12 protein-coding genes are annotated in these 16,246 nt (G+C 46.5%); 1 reads left to right on the forward strand and 11 read right to left on the reverse strand.

Features of this window, described 5'->3' with window-relative positions; genetic code table 11:
* Positions 1-588: 588 nt before the first annotated feature.
* The 8 genes from ABIX36_RS23780 to ABIX36_RS23815 all read right to left on the reverse strand — a co-directional run bounded on the left by ABIX36_RS23780 (position 589) and on the right by ABIX36_RS23815 (position 8,910).
* Positions 589-1,272, reverse strand: coding sequence for a sulfite exporter TauE/SafE family protein (locus ABIX36_RS23780; RefSeq protein ID WP_348084663.1), 684 nt, complete (start codon positions 1,270-1,272; stop codon positions 589-591).
* A complete protein-coding gene (locus ABIX36_RS23785; protein ID WP_348084664.1) occupies positions 1,262-1,690 on the reverse strand; it encodes a FixH family protein in 429 nt (142 codons plus the stop codon). The genes ABIX36_RS23780 and ABIX36_RS23785 overlap by 11 nt, the downstream gene beginning before the upstream one ends.
* A 4-nt stretch (positions 1,691-1,694) precedes the next feature.
* Positions 1,695-3,071 carry a cytochrome c oxidase accessory protein CcoG gene (gene ccoG, locus ABIX36_RS23790; RefSeq protein ID WP_348084665.1) on the reverse strand — a complete coding sequence of 459 codons (1,377 nt, stop codon included), beginning with the start codon at positions 3,069-3,071 and terminating at the stop codon, positions 1,695-1,697.
* Positions 3,071-3,958: a cbb3-type cytochrome c oxidase N-terminal domain-containing protein gene (locus ABIX36_RS23795; RefSeq protein ID WP_348084666.1), complete on the reverse strand. Its 888-nt coding sequence runs from the start codon at positions 3,956-3,958 to the stop codon at positions 3,071-3,073. Before ABIX36_RS23795 ends, ccoG begins: the two co-directional genes overlap by 1 nt.
* Complete coding sequence (locus ABIX36_RS23800) at positions 3,958-4,149, reverse strand: hypothetical protein (protein WP_348084667.1); 192 nt, start codon at positions 4,147-4,149, stop codon at positions 3,958-3,960. The genes ABIX36_RS23795 and ABIX36_RS23800 overlap by 1 nt, the downstream gene beginning before the upstream one ends.
* Before the next feature lie 8 nt (positions 4,150-4,157).
* Entirely contained in the window at positions 4,158-6,281 is a 2,124-nt protein-coding gene (ccoN, locus tag ABIX36_RS23805) for a cytochrome-c oxidase, cbb3-type subunit I (RefSeq protein ID WP_348084668.1), read from the reverse strand.
* An 83-nt stretch (positions 6,282-6,364) separates the two neighbouring features.
* Entirely contained in the window at positions 6,365-6,526 is a 162-nt protein-coding gene (ccoS, locus tag ABIX36_RS23810) for a cbb3-type cytochrome oxidase assembly protein CcoS (RefSeq protein WP_348084669.1), read from the reverse strand.
* The gene (locus ABIX36_RS23815; protein ID WP_348084670.1) at positions 6,523-8,910 is read right to left on the reverse strand and encodes a heavy metal translocating P-type ATPase metal-binding domain-containing protein; all 2,388 of its coding nucleotides are present in this window, start codon (positions 8,908-8,910) and stop codon (positions 6,523-6,525) included. Before ABIX36_RS23815 ends, ccoS begins: the two co-directional genes overlap by 4 nt.
* A 118-nt stretch (positions 8,911-9,028) precedes the next feature.
* Here ABIX36_RS23815 and ABIX36_RS23820 point away from each other — a divergent pair, with 118 nt between their 5' ends.
* Positions 9,029-10,816: a hypothetical protein gene (locus ABIX36_RS23820; protein ID WP_348084671.1), complete on the forward strand. Its 1,788-nt coding sequence runs from the start codon at positions 9,029-9,031 to the stop codon at positions 10,814-10,816.
* 639 nt (positions 10,817-11,455) lie between these two features.
* Here the strand turns inward: ABIX36_RS23820 and ABIX36_RS23825 are convergent.
* From ABIX36_RS23825 to ABIX36_RS23835, 3 genes are all read right to left on the reverse strand, one after another.
* On the reverse strand, positions 11,456-12,082 hold the full coding sequence (locus tag ABIX36_RS23825) for a hypothetical protein (RefSeq protein WP_348084672.1): 627 nt from the start codon (positions 12,080-12,082) through the stop codon (positions 11,456-11,458).
* A gap of 334 nt (positions 12,083-12,416) precedes the next feature.
* Positions 12,417-14,147 carry a GMC family oxidoreductase gene (locus tag ABIX36_RS23830; RefSeq protein ID WP_348084673.1) on the reverse strand — a complete coding sequence of 577 codons (1,731 nt, stop codon included), beginning with the start codon at positions 14,145-14,147 and terminating at the stop codon, positions 12,417-12,419.
* Positions 14,148-14,191: 44 nt separating this feature from the next.
* Positions 14,192-16,246 (reverse strand): VCBS repeat-containing protein (locus ABIX36_RS23835; protein WP_348084674.1); only part of this gene is annotated, 2,055 nt, incomplete at its 5' end.

The raw sequence follows: 16,246 nt of genomic DNA on the forward strand, positions 1-16,246 counted from the left end.
AGCGACCCTTTTTACTTGCTATTTATTAGTAGGGATTTGCTATTTGTAATACTACTCTGCCGGTAATATCTCCTTTTTTCATATCCTCAAATACTTGGTTGATATCTTCCAGCTTAGCTGTCTGCACAACCGCCGCTCGCATCATTTTTGGTATCATCGTTATATTATAAATGCTACTATCATTAACAGATGCACAATAATGCTGAAGGCAAAAAAGCCAAGCATCACGCGGATACCTGCAATAATATTAGAGAAGAAAGCACCAATGTTATTGCCAAAACAGCAAGCGGCGCGTTAAAATAAAAGAGCAAAACAGCCGGTATAGGCAGGAATAAAACACCCTGGGCTATTAATGATACCATAAACCATAGCGTGCGGTTAGGTGCTTACCTATCCGCACAGGCAGGGAGATTTGCCAATACGCTATGGTTAATATTGTTTGTAAGAGTTACGTTGTTCCAATGAGCGGTGTTATTTGCTAAAGTTGCCATTGGTGTTGATTTTATATGGCAAAGGTGGGTTATTGCATGCCGCCGATGAATGACGGGAGATAACTTAAAAAGTAACGCTGGTCACATTCCTAAAAATTTAACGACAGATGGTAGCCCCTACCTGTTTTAACAAAGGACTGAGATAAGGGATGTTTAAGCCCGAGCCGCGCAGAATGAACCAAAAACCAAGGCAAACCATCAGGTAAGGCATGGCCACATTGATACGGCGACGGATCATCGGGCTTAAAAATCCAAAACTGAGTGTTGCGATAAACATGAGCGGGAAAGTACCCATGCCAAACCAAAACATAAACTGCGCCGCACCCGCTGGTGTTGTGGTGTTGAGCGCCCCAAATAGCGCCACATACACAAAACCGCATGGTAAAAACCCATTCAGGATACCTAATATTAAATGGCCCGCCTTGTTTTTTACTGCAAGATTTATCAGGCGGTAAAATAAGGGGAAAGACGCAGGGCTACCCAAATTACCTTTAAACTTAACCAACCGGATGATACCGAGGGTAACTATGAATATCCCGCTTATGATGCTTACCGTTTGTTGCAAACCGGCCAGCCAGAACAATTTACCCAGGTAACCAAGCAACAAACCCAGACACGAGTAGGTAATAATGCGCCCCAAATTATAGAGCACCTTATCGGCAACCAAACTCCACCAATATTTTCTGTCCGAAGGAATGCTAAACGCCAGCGGGCCACACATACCAACGCAATGCACGCTACCAAACAGGCCTATAAAAAAAGCTACCTGGTTATTTTCCATTGATAAAAATATTCTGCTGGTATAAATAATGTTTCTTGCCGCTACTCCACTCTATCTTGACGCCCCATCGCCCTGTTGTGAATTTGTTTGCGGGGATGCTTAGATGTTTATCCGCACCTGTATTCAATGGACAAACGAGATCCTTACTTTTACCAAGAGGGTTCACCAGTTTGATCACCCCAGTAGCCGGTTGTTTAAATTCGATAGCAACACCGGCAGCAGTTTGTGTAATAAGGGGCTGCGCGTTATCTCTTACAACTTGCTGTTCGCGGTTGTAATCGCCGTTAAAGTTCAGGCCTTTTTCGTAGTACTGATGATCGTAATCATCTACAGGGAGGTTAAACATATAAACGCACATGCTGATGATAAAAGCCATAAACAGCGACATCCCTAATACTATTCCTTTTCCCCAGTTCATATTGTTAATTGTTTATCGGCCCAATAAATGATGTATTTTCAGTCTCCAGGACCTTACCTGCGCTCGTCAATTGTAATTTGATGGTTGTTTTTGGCGAGTGGATAGCGTTGGCAGGCAACATCACAAAAAACACTACTTTTACCGAAGTACCCTTTTCGATAGCCCCCGGCGCCTGTATGTACTTTATCTTCACAGCCGGATCCGTCGCTTTTATGATGATCACCCTTTTTTCGTTAGATTTATTGATGATCTCGGCATTGTATATATTACTTACATAATTGCCTGGCTGTTCCTGGTAAAGCATCCCTCCGCTCCGCATCACCGTCATGTCAATATCGCTCCGGCTGAATATAAAATAGCTTAGTATGCCTATCAGCAAAACCATTATCACGCTGTAACCGCCCATCTTCCAGGTAAAGGAAGGTTTTTGGTTATTCACGATCATGTTCTCCGAGTAATAGCCAATGAGGTTTAGCGGCTTTTTGATCTTCTCCATCACATGGTTGCAGGCATCTATGCAAGCCGTGCAGTTAATGCATTCTAACTGCGTTCCGTTCCTGATATCGATACCTGTGGGGCAAACGGCAACACACAGATCGCAATCCACACAATCGCCCTTCTGCGATTGCTCTGTATCTCTTTTCAGTTTGCCGCGCGGTTCTCCTCTAACATCGTTGTAGGCTACCACAACGGTGTCTTTATCAATCAAAACGCCTTGCAAACGCCCGTAGGGGCATATCACCGTGCAAACCAGCTCGCGCACCTGGCTGTACACCAGGTAAAAAGCGACTGTGAATATGCAGATGCTTACAAAGCCGATCACATGAGCAGAAACCGGTTCAGTGACGATCTTCAGCAGGTTTTCGCTGCCGGTAACATACGCCAGAAAAGTATTGGCAATAAGGAACGACAGCAGAATAAAGATCACATGCTTCAATACTTTCTTTAAGACCTTCTCCCGCGTCCACTCGCTTGCATCAAGCTTACGGCGCTTATTGGCATCACCTTCTATCCAGATCTCCACTTTGCGGAAAACCATTTCCATAAAAATGGTTTGCGGGCAGATCCATCCGCAAAACACCCGCCCAAAGGCTATGGTAAAAAGTATCACGAAAACTACGAACACCAGCGTTGCTATTACAAACAAAAAGATGTCTTCGGGCCAAAATACCTGCCCAAGTATCACAAACTTCCGTTCGATAGCGTTCAGCAACAAAAAGGGCTGTCCGCCTATCCTCAAAAAAGGCCCTGCAAAAAAGAAAACAAGGTAAACATAGCTAATGGCAGATCGCCATTTATACAGCTTACCTTTGCGCAAGGCCGGGTACAGCCATTTCCTCTTCCCGTCATCATCCGGCACTATAGCTGCTTCCATCATCATTAATTTGACGCCAGTTTTTCCGCTGCCTCTTTTTCGCCCTGCGCTTCCTTAGCCCCTGCCGGGTGAGTTCCCTGCAGCGAAAGGATGTAGTTTGATACATCTGCAATTTGCTTTGGTGAAAGCTGCTTCTCCCAGTTTGGCATCCCCTTGGCAGGCACGCCATATTTGATGGTTTTAAAAACATCGCTCACCTTATTGCCGTGCAGCCAGAACTCATCAGTAAGGTTAGGCCCAACCACACCCTGGGCATTTTCGCCGTGGCAGGGTACACAGCTTTGCTTAAATATGGTTTTACCTTCTGCCAGTACGGCGGGGTCAGTAGCTAATTTTACGGTGCTTTCATCAACCCTGTTAGCGGCTTTACCGAGGTAGATCTTTTTAGCTACTTCGGCCTGTGCCACTTCGGTATTATACTCAGCGTATTGCAGTTGCCCCAAATTAAACACATGGTAAATAAGCAGGTAGGCAATGCCAATTACAACAGTTGAATAAAAGAGCACCATAAACCACGCGGGGGTTGGGTTGTTTAGTTCCTGTATGCCATCATACTCATGCGGAATGATAAGATCCTTTTCTTCTGAAAGTGGTTTTAGCGACAGCAGTTTTTGCCATACCTCCGCTTTTGGCCGTTTGGCTTTTTTTGCAGGGGTTAGCTCTGCCTCTATTTGCTGAGTGGTATACCCCTGCGATTTAAGAACCACCCGGGTAAGTACTTTAAAAGTTCGCAGCAGCATCAGCAGCGCTATTAAAAATAGCAGCAGCATAGTTACTATAGCGCCATAGCCAATGTAGTTTTGTATATCGGCAGGCATCATGCTATCGCCAGCGGCAAAACTTTGCGCGGTAAAAAGAGTAATTATTGTGGTTGTAAGGATACGCCGCTTCATTAGAGTAGGTTTTTAGATGGATCAATAACATCATTATCACTAAGGGGGAGACGGCTCATGTGGTCTACATGGCTTTTTCCCAACCTGAATAGGACAATAGTGACCACAATAAAAAATACAAGGAATATACCCAATGAACTAAGCAGGTAAACCTGGTGCCCGTTTATGTTCTCTGTGAATTGTTTAAACATGGTTCTGATTATTTATTTGGGTTTTTATCCGCTTTGATATCAACTCCTAACCTTTGCAGGTAGGCAATAATGGCAATGATCTCTTTATCGTTTTTCACTTTTATCTTATCCTTAGCCAGGTTATCCACTATCTGTTGCGCCTGGTTGTTCAGGTCGTAATTGGCTTTATGTTCGTAACCGGCAGCGTATGGTACACCAAGCGTTCGCATGGCATTAATTTTGGTCACGGTTGTTGTGGTATCTAATTTCTGGGTGAGCAGCCAGTCGTAATTTGGCATAATACTCCCCGGCGACATCAGCCTCGGGTCCATCATGTGGTTGTAGTGCCAGGCGTTGCCGTATTTCTGTCCTTCGCGCGCCAGATCGGGCCCGGTACGTTTAGATCCCCAAAGGAACGGGTGATCATACACAAACTCGCCGGCCTTGCTGTACTCGCCATAGCGCTCCGTTTCCGACCGGAACGGCCTTACCGTTTGCGAGTGGCAATTAGAGCAACCCTCGCGGATATAAATATCCCGCCCCTGCAGCTCCAGTGGCGTATAAGGTTTTACACTGGCTATGGTAGGTACATTGGAGGAGATGGTAAGGGTTGGCATCAATTCTATCACGGTGCCTATCAGGATCACGATGAGCGCTGCCATCATTAATTGAATTGGCCTGCGCTCCAGTTTACGGTGCCAGCCACTGTCGGCCGTTTCGTTCAAAGGCTCTAAAGGCATACTTTCGGCCGCCTCATTGGCTACCAGTTTGCCCTGCATCATGGTGCGGGTAAGGTTATAGGCCATTACAATCACCCCTAACAGGTAGAACGTGCCCCCAATAGAGCGCATCACATGCATTGGGATAATGCGCAGGGTGGTCTCTAAAAAGCTGGGGTATTTCAGCATACCTTCATGGGTAAACTCTTTAAGCATAAGCCCTTGGGTAAAACCGGCCCAATACATGGGTATAGCGTAAAACAGGATCCCCAATGTGCCTATCCAGAAGTGGAACGACGCCATCTTTTTTGAGTAAAGCTCCGTTTTATAAATGCGTGGTATCAGCCAGTACAAAATAGCGAAGGTTAAAAAACCGTTCCAGCCTAAAGCGCCAACGTGTACGTGCGCCACTATCCAATCGGTAAAGTGAGCCAAACCGTTTATCTGTTTCAGCGATAGCATCGGCCCTTCGAAGGTGGCCATACCGTATGCGGTGAGTCCAACAACCATAAATTTAAGGATAGCATCATCGCGCACTTTATCCCAGGCGCCGCGCAGGGTAAGCAAACCGTTGATCATCCCCCCCCAGCTCGGTGCAATCAGCATAATAGAAAACGCTACGCCCAATGATTGCGCCCATTCCGGCAAAGTGGTGTACAACAAATGGTGCGGGCCTGCCCAGATATAAATAAATATAAGTGCCCAAAAGTGCAGGATACTCAACTTGTAAGAGTATACCGGGCGATTGGCCATTTTTGGCAAAAAATAGTACATCATACCCAGGTACGGCGTAGTAAGGAAAAATGCAACCGCGTTGTGCCCGTACCACCACTGCACCAGGGCATCTTGTACACCAGCGTAAACCATATAGCTTTTAAATGCCGATACCGGTAGCTCAAACGAGTTTACAATATGCAATACCGCTATGGTTACAAACGTAGCGATGTAGAACCAAATGGCCACATACAAGTGCCGTTCGCGGCGTTTAAATATGGTGCCGAACATATTAACGCCGAACACCACCCAGATAATAGTAATGGCAATATCAATGGGCCATTCCAGCTCGGCATATTCGTGCGAGGTGGTAAAACCCAATGGCAATGTTATTACGGCCGATACGATAATGAGCTGCCAGCCCCAGAAATGCAGGTTACTTAAAAAAGTGCTGAACATGCGGGCTTTTAACAAGCGTTGCAACGAATAGTAAACACCCATAAATATAGCGTTCCCCACAAAGGCGAAGATCACCGCGTTGGTATGCAGGGGGCGGATACGGCCAAAAGTGGTGTATTGGTTGCCCATATTCATGGCGGGCTTAAATAACTGGATAGCGGCAATAAGACCGACCGTCATTCCGATAATGCCCCATACAATGGTGGCAATACCAAAATTCCGCACGATCTTGTTATCATAGTAAAATTTTTCGGGCTGCATAAATGTTATTTTATAATGGTGTAAAGGTATTTTAAGCCAGGCCGGCTAAGAGTGATAGCGGTTCTGGCAAAAGGTGATAGCCGTCACTTTTTATCATGTGGCTCCGGTTCATCATCCAGCAGAATACGTACCGATGGCGTATACAGGTCATCGTTTTGCCCGGTGCGCTGTGCCCAAAAGAAAGCCAGCAGAAAAAGGAGCGCCAACAAAACGCTGCATCCTATTAAAAAGTAAATGATACTCACGCCAGTTTCCTCCTTTTAGCTGCAAAATGTGTGGCAATGGTTGTAAATGAAATAATGGTTGCCGTGCTTAAGGGCATCAATATAGCCGCCGTAAGCGGCGAAAGGTTACCGGTAACCGCATAGCTTAAACCAATGAGATTATAGGTAAGGGAGATGGCAAACGAACAATGGATAATGGTAACCGTGCTTTTAGAGAATTTTAGAAAAGCAGGCAGCTTATTAAACGAACGGCCATCCAGTATGGCATCACAGCCAGGCGAAAAGTTGTTGATGTTATCGGTCACCGCTATGCCCAAGTCGCTTTGTTTCAAGGCACCGGCATCATTAAGCCCGTCCCCTATCATCATTACTTTCCCTTTTAAGTGCTGAAGCAGTTGTATAAAACCAAGCTTATTTTGCGGCGACTGATTAAAGTTCATTCGGTCGGCGCTTTTAAATACGGGCAGCAGGCTTTCCTTTTCGTGATCACTGTCTCCAGATATCAGGAACGTTTGATAGCGCTCCAACTGCTCCGCCATTTGCTGTAAACCCACCCGGTAGTTTTGTTTGAACGAGAAATAACCCAGGTAATGCCCATTTATTTGTAGATGCACACGGGTTTGGCCGACCAGTTCTTCAAAATTCCCGAAGAGAAATTTCCCACTCCCCACCAATACGCTGTTATCGCCAATATGGGCTTTGATGCCCTTTCCCGGGACTTCAAGATAAGTATCTATATTAATCGGTAAAATCTTTCCAAGATACCGGCATATCATCCTGGATAAGGGATGGTTTGAACTGTTACATGCGCTATAGATCAACCTTACCTCAAACTGCGAAAGTTCGCCCGTGAGTGTCATATTGCTATCAGCCGCGGTAGTTATCGTTCCTGTTTTATCAAAAACAATGGTATCTACCTTTGCCAATTGTTCAACTACCGCGGTATTTTTGAGGTAGAAAAGGTTCTTATCAAAAATGCTGAGCGCTGCCGCCATGGTGAATGGCGTGCTTAATGCCAGCGCGCAGGGGCAGGCAACAATGAGCACCGCGGTGAATGCGGCCAGCCCCCTGTTTAAGCTGGTTGGCAACCAAAAAAACAGTGAGCCCAACGCTATGGCCAGTAAAACATAAGTGAAATACTTGCTCACCCGCTCGTTAAAGGTCTGCATCCGGTTATCCTGCTGACGGGTGAAGGCTTCGTTGTTCCAAAGCTGGGTGAGGTAGCTTTGCGATACCAGCTTAACCACCTCCAGTTCTATCGCCTCACTTGTTTGCCTCCCGCCAGCATAAATTATCTCGCCAAGTGTTTTATCAACCGGGATAGATTCGCCCGTAACAAAACTAAAATCTATCAGTGCCTCCCCTTTCAGCAAAATAGCATCGGCGGGGATGATCTCGTTATGGCGCAGCACTATCCGCTGCCCAACCTTAAGCTGGGCAAGCGGAACTGATTTCTCCACACCATTTGCTATCACCTGCACGGCAATTGGAAAAAACGAACGGTAATCGCGTTCGAATGAGATGTGGTGATAGGTTTTGCGCTGCACAAACTTCCCCACCAGCAAAAAGAACACCAAGCCGCAAAGGGTATCGGCAAAGCCCACACCCACGTTACTTACAATTTCGACTACTGTACGAACAAACAGAACGGCTATACCCAGAGCCAGTGGAAAATCGATATTCAAAACCTTATTCCTGAGGTTTTGCCATGCCGAAACAAAATATTCGCGCCCGCTGTAAAACACTACCGGCACCGAGAACAAGATATTGAGCCATCCAAAAAAATGCCTGAAGGATTGTTCGAAAGATGATAGCCCAAGGTATTCGGGGAAGCTCAGCAGCATCACATTTCCAAAACAAAAACCGGCAACAGCTATACGCTGCACCAGGTTATCTTTAATGGTGTTTTGTTTCTTGATAACATCCTGAAGGCTTATAGCCGGCTCGTAGCCAATATCAAAAAGCAGCTGCACCAATTGGCGCAAGCTAAGATGTTGCGAATCGTACTTAATGTTCAGTTGCTTTTTCAGAAAATCTATCCGACTGTAGGATATGGCCGGGTTAAACTTGTTTAGTTTCTCTAAAAGCCAGATACATGAGCTGCAGTGAATGTGTGGAATGTACAGGGTCACAATAGTGAGGTTGTCGTCCGTATAGTCTATCAACTCTTTTACAATTCCCGCATCGTCCAGGTAATCAAAGCGTTTATCTGTACGGGCGCGGGTTAAGCCCGGGTGGTCGTTAAAATTATAGTAGCTGCAAAGGTTATTGGCAGATAATATGCCGTAAACGCTTTTACAGCCCTGGCAGCAAAAATGCTTTTCAGCCTCAACGTATGCTGTGTTTAAACATTCGTCGCCGCAGTGGTAACAAAGGGTCGTTTCGGTAACAGTGCTTTCCGTCATTTCTGAATATTTATGATCCAAAGTTCCCGTTTTAGGTAGGCTTAAATAGTGATGATAAACGAGCGAAAATGTGATGCTGATCAGTTTTCGTTAACCGCCATTGCGGTACTTTTGGCCCATGAGCCATACATTTCACATCCCTGTTTTAGGTTTAGGTTTTTCTATCGATACCCCTCTTAAAGTAGCCCGCTACGGTATTTCTTCGGTAATGTCTGTTGTAGACGACGAATTGATTGAACGTATGCGCGAATACCACACCATTGAAAATGCAGAAACGTTCGTCCCCATCAAAAAAACGGATGCCGACTACCGCGCGAAGCGCATCAACGCTTATTTAAACCTGGTAAAAAAACTGGTTGATGAACAGTTTGATGATCTGCGCGCGCAATCATTTGAGACTGGTACAGATCTGTGCCGTTACTTTGAATTATTGCCCGAAAACTCGCAGTTAAGGCAGGGTTACGATCTGATGATAGATTACCCGGAGTGCGAAAGGAAGCAGATATTTCAGGCTATACTGCGCAAAAGCATGGTTGCGGGATCTATCGACGTGAACATTATGGCGAAGGTAGATAGGATGAACTTTAATGACGACGGGACCTACACCGGCGATGACAACACCGACGCGCTTGCAGCCTTAAGAGGTTTTGCCGACAGCGACCTGCGATCATCGGTCATCCTATCAGCCGGCATGAACCCGCGGCTTTACAGCTACCTGGAAAATTTCCAGGGTTTTTTTCCCGACGAAAACGGGCAGCTTAACAAGAAGGTGACCCTTAAGGTAAGCGATTTTCGTTCGGCATTTATACAGGCCAAATTTTTAGCCAAAAAAGGGCTTTGGGTATCCGAGTTCAGGATAGAATCTGGATTAAACTGCGGTGGCCACGCCTTTGCTACCGAGGGCTTTTTACTGGGCCCTATCCTCCAGGAATTTAAAGCGCGCCGTGCCGAAATGCTGGAGGAGCTTTATCAGTTATATCACACTGCACTCATTTTAAAAGGCATTATCACAACAAAACCGTCAACTCAAAGGGTAAGCGTACAGGGCGGCATTGGCGCGGCTGATGAAAATGAATTCTTAAAACGCCATTATAACCTCGACGCTACGGGTTGGGGCAGTCCTTTCCTGCTGGTTCCGGAGGCCACCAATGTGGACGATGAAACCCTGCTGCAGCTAACCACCGCGAGTGAAAATGATTATTACTTAAGCAACTCGTCGCCGCTCGGCATCCTGTTCAACAACTTCAGGAGCAGCACGATAGAACAGCAACGACTCAGTCGTATTGAAAACAACCGCCCCGGCAGTCCCTGCACTAAAAAGTTTTTATGCACCGATACTGAATTTACCGATAAGCCTATTTGCACCGCCTCCCGTGAGTACCAAAATCTCAAAATAAAGCAACTGGATCGGCTGAACCTGCCGGAGGCCGAACACGATAAGGCTTTCAACGCCATCACTGAGAAAATTTGCCTTTGCGAAGGGCTGTGTTCATCGGCTTATTTAAAATACAATATAGCCAAGCCAAAAGAAAACACCGCAGTGGCCATTTGCCCCGGCCCAAACCTGGCTTATTTTAAAAAGGCATTTTCGTTAGATGAAATGATAGGCCATATTTATGGCAAGGTGAACCTGCTAAAAAGCGTCAACCGACCGCATGTATTTTTAAAAGAGCTGGAGCTGTATGTCGATTACCTGCAAAAAGACATTCAGCAAAATTTGCTGAATTTAACGGATAAGAAGAGTAAACAACTTTTTAAATTTAAAGACCAGTTATTAAACGGTATTGCTTACTATAAAACGCTTTTCAACGAAGTATTAACCGTACCGCTTAATACAAAAGCACAACTGCAAGCGTTTGAGGATATGCTACTAAAACAACCGCTATTTAACTTGCAAATCAGTTAAAAATTGACGTTGCTTGGTGACTGTAAGGGTATACGTTTGCGTGGTAGCACCGTCCTGAGCGGTTACGACATACAATTTACAGCTAACTTTTTCATGGCTTAGCAGCGACAAGGCTTTTAATGGCCCGGATATGTAAACCACGGCAATGCATAATCACATAATTTATAATTACGCGCTAATTCATAAAAAAACAATAGGTATCAAATAAGGCAAGTATATGATCGTTGCGCATCAAAGGGCGAAACAGCAAATAAGTAAAACGGCTCCTGAAGCCAGATCCTTTGCCTGTGCAATCACTAATTACACGCGGCCTTAAATTTGCAGCTTCAACCCATTATATCAGCTATTGGGCTGCCTATTACATCTACTATTCCAATTATCTGCAAGCTGCAGTTCATTGGAAGAAATTGAAATATTTTGCCGGTATTGCCATCGGGAGCAAAAGATTCTGAAATTAAAAAGTTCCATCGCTTTCAAAAACGGAAAAGTGTTGAATAAATATTTGTCGGCATAAAGCGAGGCTCGATTCCCCCAGTGGATAAACGCTCTGTATTAAATATTTAAGGACTTACGAATCAAAAATTGCATGTCCTTTTATATTAAACCGCTATTGTTAGTTACCATGTTAGCCGTTTGTTGCTAATGCTTACGTGTCTTCGGTTTAATATGGGCAAAATCTTCCTTTTTGGTAAAATACTCCAACCCTAAAATCAATAATGTCGAACTGGCAAAATTAACCTTCTGCATAATCGGTAACAGCGCCCAATTACTTGTTCCCCATAGGTAAACTCCGTAATAAAAAACCAGAACGGTAATGATGCACAGGAATTTTAATAAATGAAGTTTCGTTTTCAAGATAAAAACCATGATCACAATGATACACGTCCAAAATATCGAGGTTGATATGATCAACATAATATCATGCAAGTATGTTACGGTTAAAAACGTGAATAAAATATTAGCTATGCCTCCATATTTGAGAATATAAGCGGCATTTTTTTCCGGTATCTTTTTTGACATATTAACGAAAAAGATGGCATAGGTAAGCGGAAGTAAGATCATCCCTGAGTATGCCCAAATCCTGGAAGGGTTTTCGGAACCATTTAACGCTCTGGTTCCAAAAAGGTTGCTCATAAAATTCTTTGTCCAGTCAAATCCAATAGCATATTCATTGAACATTGTGCCGCCCGGATAAATTAAAATAGCTACCAGTATTAAAATCAATGATAGTACTATCCCTATTAAAACTGAATATTTCCTGATCATTTGCATAAAGTGTCGGTTATAAAACTGCCAATAAGAGTAGATCGCCTGTCTATTGTTACAAATACCGGCGCATCGCAATAAACTATTCGAAAATCTGCCTGCATAGTGTAATAAAAAAGAGCGCTAACGGCTCCGATGCATCCCTAAAAATTCAATATAAAGCTCTGCAACATCGAACCGATAAGGCGGTATTCAATCCGTGTTCGATACTATCATAGCATCATTACTCAGAAAAATTAACGCATAAAGCCCCGCATGTTTGCGGGGCTCCCAGATGCCAAATTGCAGTTTTATATTTATACAGCCCGGTATTTTGATGGAGATCAATTACCTGTTAAATATTTCCTTTCTTTAGCTCCTCCACGGCGAAGGATGCTGCGCGGGCGGTAAGCGCCATGTAAGTAAGCGAAGGGTTTTGGCAGGCGCTGGAGGTCATGCAGGCGCCATCGGTCACAAAAACGTTCAATGCGTCCCATACCTGGTTGTGGCCGTTTAATACCGAGGTTTTAGGGTCGCGGCCCATCCGGGCTGTTCCCATCTCGTGTATGCCCTGCCCTATCGCGTAGTTTTCATCCCAGGTAGTAACGTTCTTAACGCCGGCAGCATCATACATCGCCACTATCTCTTTAATGATGTCCTTGCGCATTTTCAATTCATTTTCTTTCAGCCCGGCGTCCATTGCCAGTACAGGCAGGCCCCATTTATCCTTAACCGTTTTATCCAGCGACATTTTATTGTCGTGATAAGGCAATATCTCCCCAAAACCAGTGGCACCAATGTGCCATGCTCCCGGTTCTGAAATTGCATCCTTAAAGCCGCCTCCGATATTCATTTCGGCCACGTTGCGGCTCCAACCGTCTCGGCTGGCACTTCCCTGGAAACCGTAGCCGCGCAGGAAGTCGCGCTTGTCGCCATTTATGTTGGCAAACCGCGGTATGTAAAAGCCATTGGCCCGGCGACCGAAGTAATATTTATCGTCGTAACCCTCAACGGTTCCCTGGGCGCCAAGCATGTAATGGTGATCCATAATATTGTGTCCAAGTTCTCCGCTGCTGCTACCCAGTCCTTCTGTCCATACATCGGTGGCAGAGTTCATCAGCACCCAGGCGCTGTTGAGGCTGGAAGCATTGAGAAACACGATGCGCGAATTAAACGTGTAGGTTTTGTTGGTTTCGGCATCCAGCACTTCCACGCCGGTAGCCTTCTTCGTGTCCTTATCGTACAGTATTTGGGTAACTATAGAAAATGGGCGTACCGTTAAATTACCCGTTGCCATTGCGGCAGGCAGGGTTGATGATTGCGTACTGAAATAGGCACCAAACGGGCAGCCCTCCCAGCAACGGTTGCGGTACTGGCAGTTAGTACGGCCCGGAAGCGGAGTCGTAATATTGGCTACGCGACCGATGAACATATGGCGCTGCTCTTTGTAAAAACTTTTTATTCGCGAGGCTACATCCTTTTCCACACAATTAAGGTCCATCGGCGGCATAAAATGACCATCGGGCAGATGCGCCAGCCCTTCTTTTGAGCCACTGACGCCGATAAACTTCTCAACATGGTCGTACCAGGGCGCCATGTCGGCGTAACGTATCGGCCAATCTACCGCGATGCCATCTTTGGCGTTGGCTTCAAAATCAAGGTCGCTCAACCGGTAGCTTTGCCGTCCCCACAAGGTGGACCTGCCGCCCAACTGGTAAGAGCGCCACCATGTAAATGGCCTTTTCTCAACGTACGGGCTATCCTTTTCATTCACCCAGGAATCCATCAGCGGTTCTTGTGCGGCGGTACCGTACATGGCCCAGGGGCGGGATATTACCGGGTTATCCATTTTTTGCTTTAACGTTGGCTGGCCGCGATGCTGAAACTCCCAGGGGGCTTTGTTTGCCGTAACGTAGCCCTTAATGTGTTCATAGTTTCTACCGCGCTCCAGCATCAGCACTTTCAGGCCCTTTTCTGTTAATTCCTTGGCGGCCCATCCCCCACTGATACCCGAACCGATAACGATGGCATCATAGGTATTCTGCCCGGTTGCCTTGTTGTTTACATTCACTGCCTCTATTGCCATAATATGTTGCGTTGTTGAGAAGATCCTTAGCGTTAAAACTGTATTTATTGTAATTTGGTATGGATGCCCGGGTTCTGTTTGATAAGGAACGCAGGTTGGTCATTATTTTTCGCGAACACGAGCAGGGTTTTGCTGCCGGCACCGATCTGCATGATATCGCGAACAGCACCTTTTACCAATATACCACTCTGTTGCGGTGCAACCGCGCGGAAAGCCCCCTTCCCATCGCCCTTCAGCAGCAGCCCGTAACTGGCATCGTAGATGCCTGCCTCCGGTTTAGATTCGTAGAAGTTGCCACCCAGCACAATATCCGCCTTGCCGTCCCCGTCCTGGTCTTTTACCACCAGCCCGAATACCGTGGAGAACTGCGCCTCTACCGGCAGGGGTTGTAGCCGGAACTTGCCGTTCCCGCTGTTTATTACCACGCTGCTCCGCAGTTCATACGCATCTGTTTTAGTGATGGTTTTCAGCAGTTCCGCGCCAAAAATGTCTTCCATCGTTTGCTCTTTGTATTGCTCGTAGCGCAGGTATTTCTTCTTCAGCAGCGGCAGTTCGCCCATCAGGTCGTGCCGCAGCACCATCGGGTACTGCTTATCACCATTATAGGTGCACACGATCTGCTCGATGGTGCCGGTCCCGCTGAAGTCGCCCGTGTAAAGGCTCACCGGTTTTTTTATGCTGGCTTTAAACCGCGAGTTGAGGCCGTGGTTACCCACTACAAGGTCGGCGTAGCCGTCGCCGTTCACATCGGCCACCGCCAGCCGGTTCCACCAACCGCTGCTCATGGAAAGCCCTGCTGTTGCCGTGATCTCTTTTAACTGGCCGTCCTGGTTATGAAAGATGCGGATCGGCATGTATTCCCCACAGATGGCCAGGTCCGGTTTGCCGTCACGGTCGTAATCGAGCCATTTGCCATCCGTTACCATACCCGCCTGGTTTAGAGCCGGGGCCACTTTATCGGTTGCATCGGTAAATATACCTTTGCCATTGTTTTCTAATATATAGCTTTTGCAGGCATAACCCCAGTTGCCCGGTTTTAGCCGTACGCCTACGAACAGGTCCTGGTCGCCATCACCATCCACATCGGCTGCTGACACGCAGGAACTGCTCTCGAACTGGAACGAGGGCAGCACTTGTGGCGAACGGCTATAAAGCCCGTGCCCATCATTCAGGTAAAGCCTGCTGATCAGCTCTGTGGAGTTGGCCGAGAACTCGCTGCCTCCGCTGCAAACGTACAGGTCCTGGTCGCCATCGCCGTCCGCGTCAAAGAACAGGCAGTCGGTATCTTCGCTCCCTTTGTCTTTCTCCAGCAGCGCTTCGTTGCTTTTTTTGAACCGCCCGCCGGCGGTTTGGATGTATAGCGCTCCTGGCTGGTCCTTGGCTCCGCAGATGTAAAAGTCCTGCAGTTTATCGCCATTCACATCGCCTGCTGCCATCCGGGGTCCGTCGGTAGAGTGCATCTGAAAGATGAGCTTCTCCCGGTCAAAGTCTACGTATTCGTTCTCGGTATGTTTAAAGCTGATACCGTAATTGTCTGCGCTTTCGGCGAATATTGCTTTTGGTGCTATCGCTGGCTTCGTTTTTATTGGCTGTGCCGATTCGCTTTGTTTTACAACAATGGTTTGGTTGGGCTGCACCGCTTTCAGCAGCTTTTGTTTGCCGTCCGGCCATTTTACCAATACCGAATCGATCAGCTTCGTTTTCCCCAGCCCGAAGTTGAGCCGGTTATCTACACTGCTTTCGAAGCCGCGGGCGGGCATCTGCTCCTGGTAACTGAGCGTATGGTTATAGTAAACCGTTACCTGGCTGCCTGTGCCAAAGCGGTTATTGCCTTCGCCCTGCAATACTACTTTGAGGTATTTGTTCTCAGGATGGAGTTTCCGGCTGTTGTTGCGGTATACAAAGGCCGGCATGTTCACGTTGTTCACTACCAGATCCAGTGCGCCGTCGTTGTCCAGGTCGCCGTAGGCCGATCCGTTGGAGAAGCTTGGATCCCCAAGCCCCCAGTCCGCTGCCTTGTTAGTGAACGTGAGGTTGCCGTTGTTCTGGTAAGCGTAGTTTGGCACCGCCTCCGAAGGCATCAGGTCGATCAGCTTTTT

Origin of the sequence: Mucilaginibacter sp. (assembly GCF_039925265.1) — a bacterium.
GTDB lineage: Bacteria > Bacteroidota > Bacteroidia > Sphingobacteriales > Sphingobacteriaceae > Mucilaginibacter.

Excerpts from the sequence above, each read along its gene's own strand:
- ABIX36_RS23830 (WP_348084673.1), bottom strand. The coding sequence starts at position 14,147 with ATGGCAATAGAGGCAGTGAATGTAAACAACAAGGCAACCGGGCAGAAT.
- ABIX36_RS23785 (WP_348084664.1), bottom strand. The coding sequence starts at position 1,690 with ATGAACTGGGGAAAAGGAATAGTATTAGGGATGTCGCTGTTTATGGCT.
- ABIX36_RS23800 (WP_348084667.1), bottom strand. The coding sequence starts at position 4,149 with ATGTTTAAACAATTCACAGAGAACATAAACGGGCACCAGGTTTACCTG.
- ABIX36_RS23795 (WP_348084666.1), bottom strand. The coding sequence starts at position 3,958 with ATGAAGCGGCGTATCCTTACAACCACAATAATTACTCTTTTTACCGCG.
- ABIX36_RS23825 (WP_348084672.1), bottom strand. The coding sequence starts at position 12,082 with ATGATCAGGAAATATTCAGTTTTAATAGGGATAGTACTATCATTGATT.
- ABIX36_RS23815 (WP_348084670.1), bottom strand. The coding sequence starts at position 8,910 with ATGACGGAAAGCACTGTTACCGAAACGACCCTTTGTTACCACTGCGGC.
- ABIX36_RS23780 (WP_348084663.1), bottom strand. The coding sequence starts at position 1,272 with ATGGAAAATAACCAGGTAGCTTTTTTTATAGGCCTGTTTGGTAGCGTG.
- ccoG (WP_348084665.1), bottom strand. The coding sequence starts at position 3,071 with ATGATGATGGAAGCAGCTATAGTGCCGGATGATGACGGGAAGAGGAAA.
- ABIX36_RS23820 (WP_348084671.1), top strand. The coding sequence starts at position 9,029 with ATGAGCCATACATTTCACATCCCTGTTTTAGGTTTAGGTTTTTCTATC.
- ccoN (WP_348084668.1), bottom strand. The coding sequence starts at position 6,281 with ATGCAGCCCGAAAAATTTTACTATGATAACAAGATCGTGCGGAATTTT.